The 17,775-nt window shown below is 48.8% G+C and carries 21 protein-coding genes, 1 tRNA gene, 1 other RNA gene and 1 riboswitch; of the genes, 10 read left to right on the top strand and 13 right to left on the bottom strand.

The window, feature by feature from the left end; translation table 11 throughout:
- The first annotated feature begins 79 nt into the window (after positions 1-79).
- Entirely contained in the window at positions 80-853 is a 774-nt protein-coding gene (locus ACR9YC_RS06500; protein WP_438731437.1) for a glutathione S-transferase family protein, read from the top strand.
- A 9-nt stretch (positions 854-862) separates the two neighbouring features.
- Here ACR9YC_RS06500 and ACR9YC_RS06495 read toward each other — a convergent pair whose 3' ends face one another.
- The 3 genes from ACR9YC_RS06495 to efp are packed head-to-tail and all read right to left on the bottom strand — an operon-like array spanning position 863 to position 2,713.
- On the bottom strand, positions 863-1,687 hold the full coding sequence (locus tag ACR9YC_RS06495; RefSeq protein ID WP_438731435.1) for an inositol monophosphatase family protein: 825 nt from the start codon (positions 1,685-1,687) through the stop codon (positions 863-865).
- Positions 1,687-2,145 (bottom strand): hypothetical protein, encoded by a 459-nt coding sequence (locus tag ACR9YC_RS06490; protein WP_438731432.1) that lies wholly within the window; start codon positions 2,143-2,145, stop codon positions 1,687-1,689. The genes ACR9YC_RS06495 and ACR9YC_RS06490 overlap by 1 nt, the downstream gene beginning before the upstream one ends.
- Positions 2,146-2,149: 4 nt before the next feature.
- Complete coding sequence (gene efp / locus ACR9YC_RS06485; protein ID WP_438731429.1) at positions 2,150-2,713, bottom strand: elongation factor P; 564 nt, start codon at positions 2,711-2,713, stop codon at positions 2,150-2,152.
- 144 nt (positions 2,714-2,857) lie between these two features.
- Between efp and ACR9YC_RS06480 the strand changes: the two genes are divergently transcribed.
- Positions 2,858-3,199, top strand: coding sequence for a hypothetical protein (locus tag ACR9YC_RS06480; protein ID WP_438731426.1), 342 nt, complete (start codon positions 2,858-2,860; stop codon positions 3,197-3,199).
- On the opposite strand, the gene thiE is transcribed toward ACR9YC_RS06480, so the two are convergent.
- From thiE to tkt, 7 genes are read right to left on the bottom strand one after another with little or no spacing between them, the layout of a single operon-like run.
- The gene (gene thiE, locus ACR9YC_RS06475; protein WP_438731423.1) at positions 3,196-3,831 is read right to left on the bottom strand and encodes a thiamine phosphate synthase; all 636 of its coding nucleotides are present in this window, start codon (positions 3,829-3,831) and stop codon (positions 3,196-3,198) included. The two genes, ACR9YC_RS06480 and thiE, sit on opposite strands and share 4 nt — an antisense overlap.
- Positions 3,821-4,348 carry a hypothetical protein gene (locus tag ACR9YC_RS06470; protein WP_438731420.1) on the bottom strand — a complete coding sequence of 176 codons (528 nt, stop codon included), beginning with the start codon at positions 4,346-4,348 and terminating at the stop codon, positions 3,821-3,823. Before ACR9YC_RS06470 ends, thiE begins: the two co-directional genes overlap by 11 nt.
- A gap of 6 nt (positions 4,349-4,354) precedes the next feature.
- Positions 4,355-5,242 carry a fructose bisphosphate aldolase gene (locus tag ACR9YC_RS06465; protein WP_438731417.1) on the bottom strand — a complete coding sequence of 296 codons (888 nt, stop codon included), beginning with the start codon at positions 5,240-5,242 and terminating at the stop codon, positions 4,355-4,357.
- A gap of 12 nt (positions 5,243-5,254) precedes the next feature.
- Positions 5,255-5,767 (bottom strand): GNAT family N-acetyltransferase, encoded by a 513-nt coding sequence (locus tag ACR9YC_RS06460; RefSeq protein ID WP_438731414.1) that lies wholly within the window; start codon positions 5,765-5,767, stop codon positions 5,255-5,257.
- Positions 5,764-6,951: a phosphoglycerate kinase gene (locus ACR9YC_RS06455; RefSeq protein WP_438731411.1), complete on the bottom strand. Its 1,188-nt coding sequence runs from the start codon at positions 6,949-6,951 to the stop codon at positions 5,764-5,766. The genes ACR9YC_RS06460 and ACR9YC_RS06455 overlap by 4 nt, the downstream gene beginning before the upstream one ends.
- 60 nt (positions 6,952-7,011) lie before the next feature.
- On the bottom strand, positions 7,012-8,019 hold the full coding sequence (gene gap / locus ACR9YC_RS06450) for a type I glyceraldehyde-3-phosphate dehydrogenase (protein WP_438731409.1): 1,008 nt from the start codon (positions 8,017-8,019) through the stop codon (positions 7,012-7,014).
- Positions 8,020-8,060: 41 nt separating this feature from the next.
- On the bottom strand, positions 8,061-10,055 hold the full coding sequence (gene tkt, locus ACR9YC_RS06445; RefSeq protein WP_438731406.1) for a transketolase: 1,995 nt from the start codon (positions 10,053-10,055) through the stop codon (positions 8,061-8,063).
- A 169-nt stretch (positions 10,056-10,224) separates the two neighbouring features.
- Between tkt and ACR9YC_RS06440 the strand changes: the two genes are divergently transcribed.
- Positions 10,225-10,425 carry a hypothetical protein gene (locus ACR9YC_RS06440; protein WP_438731404.1) on the top strand — a complete coding sequence of 67 codons (201 nt, stop codon included), beginning with the start codon at positions 10,225-10,227 and terminating at the stop codon, positions 10,423-10,425.
- Entirely contained in the window at positions 10,418-10,879 is a 462-nt protein-coding gene (locus ACR9YC_RS06435) for a cell division protein ZapA (RefSeq protein WP_438731402.1), read from the top strand. The genes ACR9YC_RS06440 and ACR9YC_RS06435 overlap by 8 nt, the downstream gene beginning before the upstream one ends.
- Before the next feature lie 33 nt (positions 10,880-10,912).
- On the opposite strand, the gene metB is transcribed toward ACR9YC_RS06435, so the two are convergent.
- Entirely contained in the window at positions 10,913-12,094 is a 1,182-nt protein-coding gene (gene metB / locus ACR9YC_RS06430; RefSeq protein ID WP_438731399.1) for a cystathionine gamma-synthase, read from the bottom strand.
- Positions 12,094-13,110, bottom strand: coding sequence for a homoserine O-succinyltransferase MetX (gene metX / locus ACR9YC_RS06425; protein WP_438731396.1), 1,017 nt, complete (start codon positions 13,108-13,110; stop codon positions 12,094-12,096). Before metX ends, metB begins: the two co-directional genes overlap by 1 nt.
- 86 nt (positions 13,111-13,196) lie before the next feature.
- Positions 13,197-13,313: riboswitch (SAM riboswitch) on the bottom strand.
- A gap of 144 nt (positions 13,314-13,457) precedes the next feature.
- Here metX and ssrS point away from each other — a divergent pair.
- The 3 genes from ssrS to ACR9YC_RS06410 all read left to right on the top strand — a co-directional run bounded on the left by ssrS (position 13,458) and on the right by ACR9YC_RS06410 (position 14,469).
- A non-coding RNA gene (ssrS, locus tag ACR9YC_RS06420) (6S RNA) lies at positions 13,458-13,614 on the top strand.
- A 37-nt stretch (positions 13,615-13,651) separates the two neighbouring features.
- Positions 13,652-14,227, top strand: coding sequence for a 5-formyltetrahydrofolate cyclo-ligase (locus ACR9YC_RS06415; protein ID WP_438731393.1), 576 nt, complete (start codon positions 13,652-13,654; stop codon positions 14,225-14,227).
- Positions 14,228-14,259: 32 nt separating this feature from the next.
- Positions 14,260-14,469, top strand: coding sequence for a DUF2842 domain-containing protein (locus ACR9YC_RS06410; protein WP_438731390.1), 210 nt, complete (start codon positions 14,260-14,262; stop codon positions 14,467-14,469).
- A 161-nt stretch (positions 14,470-14,630) separates the two neighbouring features.
- Here the strand turns inward: ACR9YC_RS06410 and ACR9YC_RS06405 are convergent.
- Positions 14,631-14,707, bottom strand: a tRNA-Asp gene (locus ACR9YC_RS06405).
- A 367-nt stretch (positions 14,708-15,074) separates the two neighbouring features.
- Between ACR9YC_RS06405 and ACR9YC_RS06400 the strand changes: the two genes are divergently transcribed.
- The 3 genes from ACR9YC_RS06400 (at position 15,075) to ACR9YC_RS06390 (ending at position 17,721) form a co-directional block, all read left to right on the top strand.
- Positions 15,075-16,088 carry a hypothetical protein gene (locus tag ACR9YC_RS06400; protein WP_438731388.1) on the top strand — a complete coding sequence of 338 codons (1,014 nt, stop codon included), beginning with the start codon at positions 15,075-15,077 and terminating at the stop codon, positions 16,086-16,088.
- Complete coding sequence (locus tag ACR9YC_RS06395; protein ID WP_438731386.1) at positions 16,085-16,555, top strand: hypothetical protein; 471 nt, start codon at positions 16,085-16,087, stop codon at positions 16,553-16,555. Before ACR9YC_RS06400 ends, ACR9YC_RS06395 begins: the two co-directional genes overlap by 4 nt.
- 62 nt (positions 16,556-16,617) lie before the next feature.
- Positions 16,618-17,721: a hypothetical protein gene (locus ACR9YC_RS06390; RefSeq protein WP_438731384.1), complete on the top strand. Its 1,104-nt coding sequence runs from the start codon at positions 16,618-16,620 to the stop codon at positions 17,719-17,721.
- Positions 17,722-17,775: the final 54 nt, after the last annotated feature.

The following is a 17,775-nucleotide window of genomic DNA, read 5'->3' as shown; positions in this document are numbered from 1 at the left end:
TGATCTGACATCATCTCCGGCAACCTGTCTGGAGTATATATTTTCATGCTTTTGCACGCCATTTAGGGGATAATCTCATATGCCAGACATCACATTATATGGCTATTGCACCAGCCCATATGTTCGTAAAGTGGGCGCTTTTCTGCAATATAAATGCCTTGATTTCAGTTTTGTTGGCATCAATCCGTTTAATGCGGAGGAGAATCTAGCCGCTTTTGGCGGAACACAGGTTCCTGTGCTGGAGATAGATGGTGTCTGGAAAAGAGACTCCACACCTATTGGCCTATGGCTTGATGAGGTCTTTCCTGAAAAACCACTATTGCCGACCTCTTCCGATGCTCGCTCCAAAATTATGGAAATTGATAGCTGGGTAAGCGATCGTTTTATGGCCGGAATTTTTCGCGGTGCGATTGCTGCCCCCGACAATCTAGCCTTTCGCTTTCGCGCATGGCGATTGGCGGCACTGGTCAGCGGCCATTCTCCTCTGCCGGAACATATCCGTCATCAATGGCCTATGATATTGAAAAACGCGCCATTCATTAAAGAGCTTGCTAAGAATTTTGATATGTCGATTAGCCAGCAAGAGTTTCAAATGGGCTTGGTTGGTGAAATGCTGGTACATCTGGGTGCCGGGCCATTTTTTGGCGAGCAAGAGACGCCCGGACTGGTTGATCTCTCGCTCTTTCCGCAGATAGTTTTCGGCTATATGGCTGGTTTGGAAGAGGAATTGACTGCGGCCCAAGTACCCCCGCTCAAACAATGGTTATCCCGAATGGCCGCCATAATGCCGGACAACCCTATTCTTGTGCGCGACGATATGCTGGTTCAATCTTTGCAAGATGCCGGGCTGTAACTGATTGGCTTAGGCGTTTCTCAAAGCCCCGGCGACGATCTTGTGCACTTTTGAATGAAGTTGATCGTTAGCCGCCAAAATCTGCCGTTTCTCCATGGCGTTGGACGTTCCACGATAATCCGTCACAAAGCCGCGTGCTTCCCGCACCAGCAATATCCCGGCGGCAACGTCCCAACTGTTTAGTCCGCTTTCCCAGAAACAATCATAGCGGCCAGCAGCCAACCAAGCCAAATCAAGCGCGGCAGATCCATAGCGTCTGATTCCAGCTACTTCCGGCCCGATCGCTCCGAAAATACGCGACCATTCAGCAAAGTCTCCATGGCCCATAAAGGGAATACCCGTCGCAACCAATGCTTCATCAAGCCGATTGCGAGCAGAGACTTGCAGTTTGCGGTCGCCAAGCCAAGCACCCTGCCCTTTTTCAGCCCAATAGCTTTCATCCGTCAGCGGTTGATAGATAAGGCCCGCAGTGACTTCACCCCAGCCCGAACCATCTAGCTTTGGCTGTTGCACAGCGATAGAGATAGCGAAATGGGGAATGCCGTGTAAAAAGTTAGATGTTCCATCCAGCGGATCAATAATCCAGCGCGGCTTATCAGGGTCACCTTCAATGGTGCCGCCTTCTTCAAGCACAAAACCCCAATCAGGTCTTACCGCCAGTAATTCATCATATAGTGTCCGCTCGGCGCGCATATCAGCTTTTGAAACAAAGTCCGCAGGGCCTTTTTTGGAAACCTGCAAATGCTCCACTTCGCCAAAGTCGCGGCGCAAGCGCGTTCCCGCTTTACGAGCGGCGCGTTCCATCACGCGCATAAGACCAGATAATAATGGCATTAGCGGCCAGGTGTTTCAGCTTGTGGCTGCGCTGGAGCCGGAGGGTTCGCTGGAGCATTTGCGGGAGGCTTTGCAAGCTCTTCGGCTGTCACACCGCATATCGCAGTGGCGACCCTGAAAAGGTGCACATTGTTATCAAATGACAGTTCTGGATTGTCTTTAAAGGTGGTTTGGACGCCAGAGTTTAATTGCCGAAGCGAGTTATAAAACATGCAGTCAAACAATTTGGCCTTTGTCACTTCATTGACATTGGTGTTTGAGAAAGCTGCATTCATAATCGAAAGCAAACGTAACGCTTGTTGAAATTCCGCTGGATCAACTGGTTGCTGCGGAGCCGGAGGAACCGTTGCCGCTGGTGGGGCAACGGTTGTATCCTGAGCAATGACAGTGGTGGGAATGGCTGTCAGGGCAAGCGCACACCCCATAAAAGCCGCTTTTTTAAGAGGTTTCTTCGTCATTCGTTTAGCCCGCCTTACCAACATAGGTCCGTTCATAAACATCAACCAGGATACGCGTGCCGCTACCAATATGCGGCGGCACCATGATGCGCACGCCATTGTCGAGAACTGCCGGTTTATAGCTTGATGACGCTGTTTGACCTTTTACAACAGCGTCGGCTTCTACGATCTCTGCTTCAACTTGCTCAGGTAACTGTACGGAAATCGGTTTTTCTTCATACAATTCCAACATAACCTGCATACCGTCCTGCAAAAATGCTGCAGCATCTCCCAAAAGGTCAATGGGTAGGTTAATTTGCTCATAGCTTTCCTGATCCATGAAGATCAGCATATCGCCATCAGCATAAAGATATTGAAAATCCTTGGTATCAAGCCGTACTTTTTCGACCGTATCGGCCGAGCGGAAGCGAACATTGGTTTTGCGACCATCCATTAGGTTCTTCATTTCAACCTGCATATATGCCCCGCCTTTGCCAGGTTGGGTATGCTGGATCTTGGCTACTTTCCAAAGGCCATTCTCATATTCCAAAATATTGCCGGGGCGAATATCAACACCGCTTATTTTCATAATATATGCTTTCCGCTTTATGCTGCCCTGATGGTCAAAACGGGCCTGATGCGCGTCTATACACGGTCGATGGCTAAGGCAAGGCCTAGTGCAAGGAAACCGCTATACAGGTAAATACAGATCAAACCAAAGTTGCAGAACACAATGTTAGATTTTGTAAAATTATGTCCGTTTAATGCAATCAGAGACAAAATTTCGGTGCTATCAGGTCACCATAATCATTTGACAGAACAGTTTGAGGGAAAAACCATGTTGTCGAAAATATATGGATGTCATAGCGATTTGGCAGAACATTACATCATTAGCACTTCTGATAGTCTCGCTGCTAGGCCGCCCTATGCATTGGCCGCAGGCTATTTTGGATGCATGGTCTCCACCACACCCGAACGCAAAGACAGTTCAAGCAAATGGCAGCTGATTACCAAGGAAGTTAAGGGCTTTCAGGCGCGTTATATAAGTTCAGTCAGTCAAGCCAAGGCTGCTTAAACCTCTGCACCTTTGGATAGGCGATTGGCAATTGCTTCAACCGCCTTAGCAGGACCGTCTTTTGCATTCCATATAGCGCCACTAACAGCTATAAAATCAGCACCAGCTTCAATTATCGGCCCGGCATTATCTGCAGTAATGCCGCCTATGGCTACGCTGGGAATCTCCAACATAGCAGACCACCAACGCAACAACTCAAGATCGGCAATATAAGGCGTATCTTTTGTGCTGCTGGGATAAAAAGCACCAAAGGCCACATAATCAGCGCCTGCCTCACCTGCCTCTAATGCAAAGTGACGGCTATCATGGCATGTCACACCGATTTGGACGTCTTTGCCCAATTCCTGACGTGCTTCGCGCACATCACCATCGCCCTGCCCCAAATGCACGCCATCTGCGCCCAGCCTTTTGGCGAGTGCAACATCGTCATTAACGACAAAGGCCACATCATATTTGACGCAAATTTCCTGCAAAGGCGCGGCAAGACGCGCAGCCTCATGCTGATCTTTGCCCTTCACACGAAACTGGAATGCCGCGACATGTTTTGCAGACAAAGCAGCTTCTAATTTTTGCGGAAAGTCACCATCAACATCAAGCGGTGATATCAGGTAGAGTTCACATTTATTGTTCATTGCCTTTATACGCCATCTTTTGTTGGTTAAAGTCGGACAAGAACAACTCAATATTGTCCAGTCGATGAGCAATCTTCATAATTTGGTGTTTCCCAACTGCGCCATCCCTTGTTCTACCAGCCTTCAAATCTATCATCAAATTGGGATGTGCTAACAGTGCCAAATTGGCGACATCTTTTCCTTTTAACGCATCAGCCGTAATCTCTGTGCGCAATTTAGCGATGTCCGCAATAGGCACCGTATAGCTCTGGCGATTACCAATGCGCATCACGACGGAATCATAGGTAAGAAGAACGGGATATTTTTTCAGAGACAGGAGAAATCGAACAAGCCAAACAATGGATATAAATGTGATTACAGATAATATTATTGCAGCGATTTCACTCCAAAAAGATATAAGAAAATGCATCACAAGCAGTTCAATCAAGCTCAACCCTAATAATACCCAAAGCATGGGTGCCACTGCTTGATGGTAATGATAAACCTTTAGAACCGTATTTTTTCTATCGTCGGACACTTAACTCTAGCAGTTCGATGCTGCGTAAATCTGGTCAATCGCTTCGGCCAAAGCTCCATCAAATGTTTCATCGTCCATCTGTTGACGTAAATCTTCAAGCAAAGCGCGTGAGAAGCTGGCAATCATGCCTGGATTCTGCGCCAGTTGCTCGCATGCTTCCTGACGTGAAAAACCACCTGAAAGCGCGACCATACGCGAAACTTTGGGATGCTTTACCAGATCATTGTAGAGCCCGGCTTGCTCAGGGATAGAGAGTTTCAACATCACTTTGCAATCTGCGTCCTGCTTATCCAGTTCAGCCATGATAGCGTCGCGCAAAAGGCTATCACATTCGGCTCTTGTGTCGCTTTTGATATTCACTTCAGGTTCGATAATCGGCATCAAACCATGGTCAATAATCTGGTTTGCAACAGCAAATTGCTGTTCAACAATAGCTGTCACCCCACTTTGTGAAGCCGAATTGATGACCGAGCGCATTTTGGTTCCAAAGACACCGCGAGAATTGCCACGCTCCAACAAAGCATCAAGTTCTGGCATTGGCTTCATCATTTGCACGCCGTCGCTTTCATCCTCCAAGCCTTTATCGACTTTCAGAAAAGGTACGATGCCGCGCTCCCACAATAAAGCAGGAACTGCCTTACCATTTGTTTCACCATCCATAGTGCGCTCAAACAAGATAGCGCCAAGAACCTTATCGCCATTGAAGCTCGGCGATGTGATAATACGGCTACGCATCTCATGGATTAGCGCAAACATTTCATCATCATTGCTATAGGCATCGCTTTCAATACCAAAGCCTTTAAGCGCACGAGGTGTGGACCCACCACTCTGATCGAGTGCAGCAATAAAACCTGATCCATTTTCGATTTTGTCCAGCATTTCTGGTGTGTACATCGTTATATACCTCTAATTGGCTGTAGTTTTTGCAATAAGTGTTCTAATGTCGGGCCAGCTGATCCGGTAGTGCGGGACTGCAATACCCGATAATGGTTTATCTTCGGTTGCTGTGATAACTCCGCCCAAAGCAAGATAGAGCTTTTCCGCCCTTTCATTACCTATGACGACATGCAGGTCGATTGCTTTACAACCATTTTCCGCGCCCTGCTTAGCAATCTCGCCCATTAGCCTACGCCCTAGACCATGGGAACGGAAAGCCTCCACCACATGGAGATTATCCAAATATAATGGTTCTGCATGCCAGGCAGCAGCAAAACCAATTATTTTGTCATTATTTTCGGCAACCAGAACAATGTCATCATCGTTAATCTGTCTGCTTTGCCAATATTCCCGCATTTGTTGCGGCAAATCATTATCCAGAAAATCCACTGGCATTTGGTAGCGGTAACTTTGTTGCCAGCTTAGAGTGTGAATATCGGCAATGGCCATTCGGTCGCCCGGTTGGATTGCCCGAATAATCATTCTTGCAGGGCCGTTATCCCTGGAAGGTCTTTGCCTTCCATCCATTCGAGAAAAGCACCGCCAGCAGTAGAGACAAAGGTAAAATCATCGGCAGCATTGGCGTGATTCAATGCAGCGACGGTGTCACCACCGCCAGCAACGCTCACCAACTGCCCTTCTTTGGCCAATGCTGCCGCAGTTTGTGCCAGCGCGACGGTAGCGCGGTCAAAAGGCGGGATTTCGAATGCGCCTAATGGACCATTCCAAACCAATGTGCGGCATGTTTTCAGTACATCGGAAAGCGCCTCAACAGCAGCTTCGCCAATATCCAATATCATCTCATTGGCGCCCACTTCGTGAACATTCACGGTTTTGCTAGGGGCATTTGCGGCAAACTCTTCTGCGACAACAACATCATAAGGCAGATGAACCGTACAAGAGGCTGCATCCGCAGCTTCCAATATTGCATTGGCTGTATCAGCAAGATTGTGCTCACAAAGTGATTTGCCAACATCAACGCCTCTCGCGGCCAGAAATGTGTTGGCCATCCCGCCACCGATAATCAGATGATCAACCTTCGTGACCAGATGCTGTAACACATCAAGTTTGGAAGACACTTTTGCGCCGCCAACAACAGCCGCGACGGGATGCTCGGGTGAGCCCAAGGCCTTATCCAGCGCATTCAGTTCTGCTTCCATTGCGCGGCCGGCATAGGCTGGCAGATAGTGCGTCAACCCTTCAGTCGTGACATGAGCGCGATGGGCCGCAGAGAAGGCATCATTGACATAAGCATCGGCAAAACCGGCAAGCATCTTTGCCATCGCCGGATCATTAGCCTCTTCGCCAGCAGCAAAACGGCTATTTTCAACAACCGTTACACTGCCATCGGCTAATGCTGCAATCGCATCAGTGCCAGGGTGCTGCATAAAGCCGACATTGCGGCCCAAAACAGCCTGTAGTGCAGGGACAACAGGCTCAAGCGAATATGCCATGTCGACCTTGCCCTTAGGGCGACCAAAATGTGCCAACAACAGGACTTTTGCTCCATTGTCAGACAGTTCACTGATGGTCGGAACAGTTGAACGCAATCGCGTATCATCTGTTACTTTACCTTCCGCCATAGGTACATTGAGATCAACGCGGACAAAGACGGTCTTACCCGCAACATTGCCCATATCGTCCAGTGTTTTGAACCCGCGTCCCATGATGTTCCTGTCTTTACAATTTCGCCAAAATTATCGTTGCCGTGTTAGGCAAAGCTAACCTTAGATCAGACCAGCCATTACCTTTGCTGTATCAATCATGCGGTTAGAGAAGCCCCATTCATTGTCATACCAGCTAACAACACGCACCAACTTGCCGTCCATTACGCTGGTTTCCAAGCTATCGACTGAAGAACTTGCCGCTTGATGATTAAAATCACTTGATACCAATGGCTTGTCTTCAAAGACCATCACGCCCTTCATCGGGCCTTCTGCAGCAGCTTTCAGCGCGTTGTTGATTTCTTCAGCGCTTGTTTCACGCAGCGGCGTAAACACAAGGTCAACCAGACTCACATTGGGTGTCGGCACACGCACAGACGAGCCATCAAGCTTGCCATTGAGTTCTGGCAGAACCAGACCAACAGCGCGCGCTGCGCCCGTCGTAGTGGGAATAATATTGGCAGCACCGGCGCGGGCACGGCGCATATCACTGTGCATTTGGTCCAGCATACGTTGGTCATTGGTATAGCTGTGAATGGTGGTCATAAAGCCGCGCTCAATGCCAACAGCATCATTCAGCACCTTAGCAACCGGCGCCAAGCAGTTTGTTGTACAGCTGGCATTGGATACAATGGCATCATCCGCCGTCAAAATGTCATGGTTCACGCCATAAACGACCGTTTTCAGATCGCCTTTTGCAGGCGCGGAAATAAGAACGCGTTTCGCACCAGCGTCAATATGCGGCTGAGAGGCGTCTTTTGATTGAAAAAAGCCTGTGCATTCCAAGACGATATCCACGCCCATTTCACCATGTGGCAAATTGCCAGGCTCGCGCTCAGACGTGACGGCAATGCGCTTGCCATCAACAATGATTGCATCACCTTCAGCAGTGACATCACCATTAAAACGCCCATGAATGGAATCATATGCAAATAGCAAAGCATTGGCCTTCGCATCGGCAAGATCGTTAATGGCGACCAGATCAAGCCCGCAATCGGGACGTTCCAAAATCGCGCGAGCGACCAATCGTCCGATGCGTCCAAAACCGTTAATTGCTACTTTGGTTGTCATGTGATTCTCCTAAATTCGAACGGGCTTTCCCGTTCCAAGAATTAAATGTCTTCGCGAATTTTGTTGGCAATAGCTTCGGCGGTCAAACCGAAATGCTCAAACAAGTCAGATGCCGGAGCAGAGGCGCCAAAGCTATCAATGCCGAAACTAAGCCCGTCACTGCCAATATAGCGTTCCCATCCCAATGTTACGCCAGCTTCGATAGAAACTTTGCGCACATCTTTGGGCAGGATTTCATCGCGATATTCGGCGCTTTGTTCATCAAAATGCCGCCAGCTTGGCATAGACACTACGTCACAGCCGATAGCATTTTGTTCCAGCAACTCGGCAGTTTCAAGCGCAAGAGCTACTTCAGAGCCGGTTGCAACAATAACTAATTGCCGTGCATGGCCAGCAACTTTGACGCGATATGCCCCTTTTTCACAGCGATTTTCTTCGCTCGGCTCCAAACGGAATTGCGGCAAACCCTGACGGGTTAGCGCCAATATGCTAGGCCCGTCATTTTTGCGCAGTGCCATGTCCCAGCATTCCGCCGTCTCTACTGCATCAGCAGGACGCAGAACATCGACGCCGGGCATCATGCGCAAGCTCATTATATGCTCTACAGGCTGGTGGGTTGGCCCATCTTCACCAAGGCCAATACTGTCATGCGTCATAACATAGACAACGCGTTGATGCTGGATAGCCGATAAGCGGATTGCGGCACGGCAATAATCGGTAAAGACCAGGAATGTACCGCCATAAGGTATAACACCGCCATGCAGCGCCATACCGTTCATAGCCGCTGCCATGCCAAACTCACGGATGCCGTAATTTACATAACGGCCACCCAGATTGTCACTGGTCAGATTGTCCAATGCTCCGGTCTTGGTGTTGTTGGAACCTGTCAAATCGGCTGAACCGCCAATTGTCTCTGGCAAATGGGTGTTGATGGCTGTCAGGGCCAGCTCTGATGCTTTGCGGGTTGCCACTTTTTGCGGCTGGCTAATCAAACCATCAATGTGGCGGCGCAGACCATAGCGCTCTGGCAATTCACCCGCCATGCGGCGCAAGAATTCATCTTTTTCCGAATGACCATCGAGCCGTTCCTGCCACGCCATATAGTCGCCATTGCCGCGCGCACCGGCTGTTTTCCATTGCTCAGCAATATCATCAGGCACCACAAATGGAGCATGTTGCCAATCCAGTGCAGCCCGTGCAGCAGATATTTCCTTCTCACCCAAAGGAGCGCCATGGGTTGCGGATGTGCCCTGCTTATTAGGTGAACCTTTGCCGATAATGGTAGCACAGGCGATCAGCGATGGGCGCGGATCAGCCTTTGCCTCTGCCATAGCTTTACGGATATCGTGAAAATCATGTCCGTCACAGCTTACCACATGCCAGCCTGTAGCAGCATAGCGCGCGAGAATGTCTTCACTGGTTGAGAGGTCCGTAGCGCCGTCAATGGTGATTTTGTTGTCATCCCAAAGGACGTTCAAACGGCCAAGGCCAAGATGACCTGCAATGCCGATAGCTTCGTGATTGATACCTTCCATCAAGCAACCGTCACCGGCAATGACCCAGCAATGGTGATCTACAATATCATCACCAAAATGCGCATTAAGGTGCCGTTCGGCAATGGCCATGCCGACAGCCATAGCAAGCCCCTGCCCTAATGGCCCTGTGGTTGATTCAACACCAGCCAGTTCAAAATTCTCTGGGTGCCCGGCACAAGGACTGCCCAATTGACGGAAATTACGAATATCCTCAATTGTAGGGCTGGCATATCCGGTAAGGTGCAGCAATGCATAGATCAGCATCGAACCATGGCCAGCGGACAGAACAAATCGGTCCCGATCGGCCCAATCTGGGTTCTGCGGGTCATATTTCAGATATTCCTGAAACAGCACCGTTGCGACATCCGCCATACCCATGGGCATGCCCGGATGGCCAGAATTGGCTTTCTCTACAGCATCCATAGACAATGCCCGTATGGCATTTGCAGCTTGCGTCAGCTCTTCTGAAGTTGGCTTATCTACTATCTGATTGGAACTCATAGTTTATTTTCTCTCGGTAAAGACCGCAATGATTTTGATTCGAAATATACCACGCTCCTTTGAAAGGCTCAGCGTCCAGCGTCAAGTTATCACCCCTTATTCTTGGCCAATATTGGGCATTTTTTGCAGAACATTGGACTCGGCTCATAATTTGATTATGAGAATGAATATGGGACAAGATGATCTGATACTGGTTATCGGCAGAATGGAACGTGCCATCAGCCGATTGGAAAATAGTCTGGCAGGCGCATCCGTGCCGAAACAGGAGCACCCTTTGTTCGCGGATTATGATCGCCTGCGCAAGGCCGCCGAAGATGCTATTGCCCGTATAGATATGATGACAAATGCTGGTGATAAGCAAAATGGCTAATATTACGCTGCATATTGCCGGTAGAAATTACCCTATCACTTGCGGAGATGGCGAAGAAGATCACGCCTTTGCCCTCGCAAAATCTCTCGATGCAAAGATCAGTGAAGCGACAAACGGGCAATCCGTCACAGAAATTAGAGGATTGCTATTTGGGGGTTTGTTGTTGGCGGATGCCTTGCTGGAGGTTGAGGCTGATATCAAGAAAAGCGAAAAGGCCCTCGCGAAAGCAGTGAAAGCTGTCAAAGAGAGCGAACGAAAACTGGCCGAGAGTAAGTCTGCTGACACTCAGGTTGAAACTGCAGCCACTAATTCAAGTGAAGCCGTTTCAGCAGCTGAACCAGATCTTATGGACAATATTGTAAACGATGCGATGATTGCAAATGCTGTTAAAGCGCTGGATAAACTTGCAGAGCGCATTGAAGATATGGCCGATCGGATAGAAAGCACGTCCTGATAAAAATCAGACTATGTCTACGCCTGTCTTTACTTAAACTGCCTTTTCAAGCGCTTGGGAGATGTCCTCCAAAAGGTCATCCACATGCTCCAGCCCTATAGCAAATCTGACCAAATTGTCGCCCAATCCGGCTGTTTTTCGCGCTTCGGGTGCCATGCCAGCATGCGTCATTGATGCAGGCAGACATACCAAGCTTTCAAAGCCGCCTAATGATTCAGCAATGGTGAAAATCTTCAAATTTTCCAGCAGTTCATAGACATCAACATCATCAGCAAATTCTGCGCTGAACAATGCTCCAAAGCCCTTTTGCTGTCTTTTCGCAATGTCATGCCCTTTGTGACTGGTCAGGCCAGGATAGAATATCTGCTTAACCCTGTTATCTGACGCCAGTCTCTCGACAAGAGCACCTGCGCTGGATTGCTGTTGCAACAATCTCGCTGACAAGCTGCGTGCACCGCGCATAGTCAGAAACGCATCAAATGCAGCGCCAGTGACACCTGTGCAATTTGCCCACCATTGCAGCTCTTCACCCAGTTCAGCATCGCGCACCAAAACTGCACCGCCCACAACATCACTGTGTCCGTTAATGTATTTGGTGGTTGAATGAATAACAATATCACAGCCAAGATTGAGAGGCTGCTGAAGTATTGGTGACAAAAACGTATTGTCTGCCACAACCAGAGCGCCGCATTTGCGGGCTCTGCTAACAATATCCGCAATATCTGTCACACGCAGCAATGGATTGCTAGGCGTTTCGATGATCACCATTTTCGGTGAACGCGCAAAAACAGCATCCAGTGCAGCTGGATCGGTCTGATCGACAAAAACCATGTCACAATGGCCTTGTTTATGTCTGGCCGTGTATAGGCGATGCGTACCGCCATAACAGTCATGCGGCGCAACGACCAGATCGCCAGGCTTAACCAGGTTGAGCACCAGATTAAGCGCTGCCATGCCGGACGATACAACAACGCCCTTTGCGGCACCTTCAAGTTCCGCGAGCATCCGTTCCAAAGCATCCCGGCTTGGATTGGTCCGCCGGGAATAATCATGCAAAGGCTTCTCTCGCGGATTGTCCCAAGCATAGTTGACTGCCATATAGATTGGCAATGATATGGCGCCGTGATTGTTATCTTCACCCACCGAGGCGGTGGCACAGACTGTTTCCGGTTGTACCAAGCTGGATTGTTCGACTAATTCTTTATCCTCAGACATTAACAACTTTCCGCAAGATGATCGGCCAATATTGCGCCGATAGAGTGTATCTCTTTCAAAAAGGCATCATGGCCATAGAGCGATGAAATTTCACGATATTCACTCTGACCAGCAAGCGCTAATTGCAATGTCTGCATATCTTTTGGGAACACCAAATGGTCGCTGTCCGAGGCTATAAGCAAGACTGGCGTGGTGATAGTGGCAGGGTCAACTCTGTGTCTGTCGATAGAGTCCGATAAAGCCATATAGCAATGCAGTGACATAGCGCATTGCTTGCCACGCGCGATAAGATAATCGCAAACGTCATAACTATCGCCACTATTGGGCCCAACCGCCCCAGAAAACCGCTTATCAAATTCCTCCGCGCTACGATAGCTGATCATCGCCAATTGCCGGGCCAATGCCACACCCTCTTCAGGTTTTTCACAGCTATCAGCAAGCGCCAATATACGCCGCTGAACACCGCGCTGGGCTATAGCGGCAGGATGTGATCTATCAGCTGCGGAAATTACACAAAGCCGGCCCACGCGCTCTGGAAACAGGCTGGCAAAAGCCAAAGCGACCATGCCACCATAAGAGGACCCAATAAAGCTATCGAGCCGCTCCACCCCCGTTGAAGATAAGGCATAGGCCAATGCGCGTGCCTGATCATGTGTGGTAATGGTTATGGTATCAGTGTCGTTGCCGGGCAAAAAATCAAAGCCGATCACACAATAGCTGTGCAAATCTACCGGAGCAGAATAGCCAACAAAATCACGCCACCAGCCCTTTTCAGCCAATGCATCGCCTGATCCCGGTCCATCAGCAACTATTCGTGTTGCTGAGATACCGCCAAGACATAGGACTTTAGGGCCATTGGGGTTTCCATGAAAACGTAACTTCACGTGACGGGTATTGAGCCTATCACCGCTCTCCAGTTGGAAATCCGCGGGCAGAACAATGGTGACATCACCATTTGTGTCTTTGCGCTGTGCTGCCTGCGGTTCAGAGCTGAAAGTTTCTAGAGCCATTGCCATTTTCATTGCCTGTCATCGTTGTACTTACACAACCCAGCAAAAAATCCTGACAAGACCATCGGTAAACGAACACCAAATGCCGCTCCGACTCATCTTCCGATATGCAATATATCGCAGGATTTGGCACCTTTCCTAAAACTGGTCAGTCTTTGGCGGTTGCCCCAGCGTCTAAGGGCCTATCCCTCGGCTGGTCTTGATGAGTTATCGGCACCTTTAAATACGTCCGAGGCTTTCTTGTCAAGAAAATCTGCACACACCAGCAACATTGGTGCAGAAAACTGATAATGTTAAAAGGTAAAGCATATCAGGGCTTGAGCAACGCCCTCGCAGTGCATAGATAGATTGTGGCAGTTCTGCAGCGCACGAGCTGATGAGAACATCCCTGAGGCGATACATCTTTCCAAGGGAGCTGTCCCTGCCCGGACCCTGGTCCGGAACATATGGCACCCACCTGACGTTTTGGCGTCAGAGGATATTCCGGAAAACGACGCACGCGGTTCTGCCACTTTTTCCCGCCGCTTTGATGGAAGGCAATTTTCCCATGTCCAATATTCCGTCAAAGCCTGCGCTGCGGCGCATATTGCGACAAGAGCGAAAGAACTTTGTCGCCAATCTCCCTCTTTTTGCCTTAGAACGCAGCTTTTCTGCGATTCCATCTATGATTAAAGATCATCTGGCAAAAGCAAATTGTATCGGGCTTTATGCGCCCTATGGTGATGAGGCCCCTGCCCTGCGCTATGCAAAGCTGCTCAAAGAAGAGGATATTGCGACAGCATTGCCGACTGTTAATGGCGATGATCTGGTCTTTCGCCAATGGCGATTTGGTGACGATGTAAGTGCTGGTCCGTACGGCATCATGGAACCAGCAACTGAGCAGCCCATTATCACACCAGATATCTTGATCGTACCTTTGCTGGGATTTGACGCGAAGGGCTCTCGTCTTGGCCAAGGTGGTGGCTATTATGATCGTTATCTTGCCCGGGAACCTAATTGTGCGGTTATCGGCCTAGCTTGGTCCGTTCAGCAAGTTGCAGAGATACCGACCGAACCACATGATCGCAAAATGCACGCCATTATTACCGAACAATCCGTGATATTTTTTGATGAAAATGGCTAACGCACTGCGTTGAAAGCAAGACAGGACAGAATATGAAGCCCACTATGCGCAAACCTGCTGGAATGATAGCTATTCTGCTGATTATAACCATTTGGTCAGTCATCATCATCAATATAGCAGACTATATTTTAACGCTCCCCGTTATCGTGCAAGCGATATTCTTTCTCATCGCGGGTATTATATGGATTTTCCCTGTCCGCCCTATTCTTGTGTGGATGGAATTGGGGCGTTGGAAAATATGATATAAACGAAAAATCTCGATTTAATGCGTTGAGATCGCCCAGGATAAGATACCAAGTTTCAAGATTAATAGTTAAATTTGGAAATTTCGGCTGATTTTATGTCAAACCAGATAGAAAATTGCGCCATTTTCAGAGTTTGCATAAATACATAATCCGAAAAATGGCGCGAGTGACGGGACTTGAACCCGCGACCTCCGGCGTGACAGGCCGGCGCTCTAACCAACTGAGCTACACCCGCATATTTTGACAGTGTCAAATGCTGGAGCGGCGCAGTTAGATGACCACCGCCAGAGTGTCAACTCCTCCTATCCATATTTCGATCAAATATTTCATTATTTTGGCTTTTGCGAAATCTAAAGCGTTCAAGATGCGGGCCTTTGGCAGGTTCAGTGCCTTTCTCAAATAACCGATGTGTTTTTACATCTAGTGACAGCCATTGCCACAGAATTAACCAAAATTACATGATTCAAAAATTACATTTATCATTACTTATCATATACTTAAATAGCGCCCCGTCTCGTACAGAGGCCCCCCTCCCTGTTAACCGTTTTTTGTGATTTCTCTGTCATAAACCGCACTATCGAAATGAAAGCGGATTATTCTTTATGTTGAAATCACAATTCTCCACCGGTTATTTGCGTCTTAGCGCTATATCGATTTTTGCTCTTGCAATGACCACGAGTCACACAGCCTTAGCTGCTGGTACACGTGCCGGTACACCGATCGACAACACTGCGACGGCCAGCTTTGACGGACCAGGCGGTCGCGTCGATGTACCATCCAATACGGTTTCTATTACTGTTGATGAACTTCTAGATGTAACAGTTGATTCTACCGATCCAGGCGATGTCGCTACGTCTCCTGATGAAACTGACGAAGTATTGACGTATTTGGTGACCAACACCGGTAACGGATCGGAAGCCTTTACCCTGACCGCCGATACAGCACGGCCTGGCGATGATTTCGATACTGCGCTTGTGCAAATCGTGCTAGATACAAATGGCAATGGCGTATACGATCCCGGTGTCGATGATGTATATGTAGCTGGTGTCAATGATCCGGTCTTAGAGCCAGATGCAAATATCACAGTTTTCATTATAAATAACATTCCATCAGACGCTAACGACGGCGAACGTGCCGAAGTATCGCTGACAGCAGAAGCCGTAACAGGAACGGGTACGCCTGGTACAGTTTTTGATGGTCAAGGCGATGGCGGCGGTGATGCTGTTGTCGGTACAACGGGCGCAGATGATGATGATAGCGGCTTTTTTATAATCCAAGCCGCGTCCATAGCTTTGGTTAAAGAAGCGACTATTCTTGACCCATTTGGTGGCAATTCTGCAGTTCCGGGATCGATTATAACATATTCGTTAATCGCTACCATTACGGGCACTGGATCACTTGATAATGTAATTATCTCTGACCCTATTCCAGCAAACACAATCTATCAAACAGAAACCATTACATTGGAAGGTGCGGCATTAACTGATGCCGATACGGGTGATGACGCTGGCGCATATGATGGCACTGCAATTTCAGTCAATCTTGGTAATGTTCCAGGCGGACAAACCCGTACAGTTACCTTCCAAGTTGAAATCGACGATCAGGTGACGCCATGATACGTAAATTCATTACTCTCTTAGCCGCTGCTTGCGCTACAATTGCATCGCCGGCGTTTGCCAATGGCAATATTGCGCTTGAAAGCGAAATCTTTGTTGAACGCATCACCAATACGGCAGGAAAACCTGCTGTTGTTCTCGAAAGACCAACATCTTTGATCCCGGGTGACCGCCTTGTTTTTGTAGTCAGCTACAAAAACACCAGTCCAACACCGGCAACCGATGTTGTTATTACAAATCCTATCCCCGCTGCCGTAAGATTCCAGGAAACCCTGGATGGCAGCGAACAAGTTTCCGTTGATGGCGGAAAAAACTGGGCGCGATTGGAAAATTTGCGAATCGCCCTCGACGATGGGCGTTTTCGTCCCGCTTCACCAGCAGATGTAACGCACATCCGCTGGATCATTTTAGAAGATATTACAAATGGTGATGAAGGGAAATTAACGTTTCGTGGCGTAGTTAAATAGTCACACCGCACAACATCCAAGCGGAATACTTTGGATTAATTGAAGAAGAATGGAGACCAGAAATGAATAGTAGAAAGCAGTTTCTTGTAGCTGCTTCGGCATTCGCATTATCGATTGGCGCAGCCAATCCAGCGTTTGCACAAGCAACTACAGTCCCCAACACAACGTTGGCGGGCACAGATATCGACAACACCGTAACGGTTAATTATCAAGTTGGCGGCGTTGATCAAACAGAAGAAACAGCCTCTGATACCTTCCAGGTTGACCGTGTAATCAACCTTACTGTTGCAGCCTCTGACAGCGCTACAACTACTGTATCACCAGGGCAAGATGGCACAAGTACGCCGCCACCAGTAACAACATTTGTTGTTACCAACACTTCTAACGAAGTCCTCGACTTTGAGCTTGCAGTTGCAAACCAAGGCGGTGGTGCAGCACCTAATGGCGGAACGGACAACTTTGATGTTGGTTCACTACAAATATTCGTCGACAATGGCGATGGTGTCTTTAACCCTGCGGACGATACGGCGACCTTTATCGATGAATTAGGCGTTGATGCGAATGTCACCGTATTTGTGATTGGCGCTATACCAGCTGCACAAGTTAATGGTGATGTTGCAGCTGTAACATTAACAGCAACTGCGCGCGAAGGTGGTTCAGCTGGCGGCGCAGTCGGTGCAGCTATTACCGAAGATACCGGCGCAGACACAGACGGCGTTGAAACCGTATTCGCTGATGGTGCGGGTGATACCGATGCAACACGCGATGGCGCATTTAGTGCTACCGACGATTATACCGTCCAAGCCGCTGATATTACCGTACGCAAAATCTCTACGGTTATCTCTGATCCAGTAAATGGTACGACTAACCCTAAAGCTATTCCAGGTGCGGTCGTAGAATATTGTATTGCAATCGGAAACGCGTCCGGCGTTGCCGATGCTTCAAGCATTACAATATCGGATCCGCTCTTGGCCAACATCACTTATGACGCAACTTTCGGCAATCTGCTTAACGGCACGATTACCGGTGACATAGCAACAAGCTTTACTTGTAACGCCGATGGCGCTGCAGGTGGCAGCTTCGCAAGCAACACTGTTACGGGCACCATCCCAACAGTCGCTGCGGGTGATGCACGTACGCTCGTTTTCCGAGTTACAGTAGACTAAGGATGGCGGGGATCGTCGGGAAGGAACCTCCTGACTGACGATCCCCACCCTTTA

The organism is Parasphingorhabdus sp. DH2-15, from assembly GCF_051668705.1.
In the GTDB taxonomy this organism is placed as follows: domain Bacteria; phylum Pseudomonadota; class Alphaproteobacteria; order Sphingomonadales; family Sphingomonadaceae; genus Alterisphingorhabdus.
This window is presented reverse-complemented; position numbering and strand designations above follow the sequence as displayed.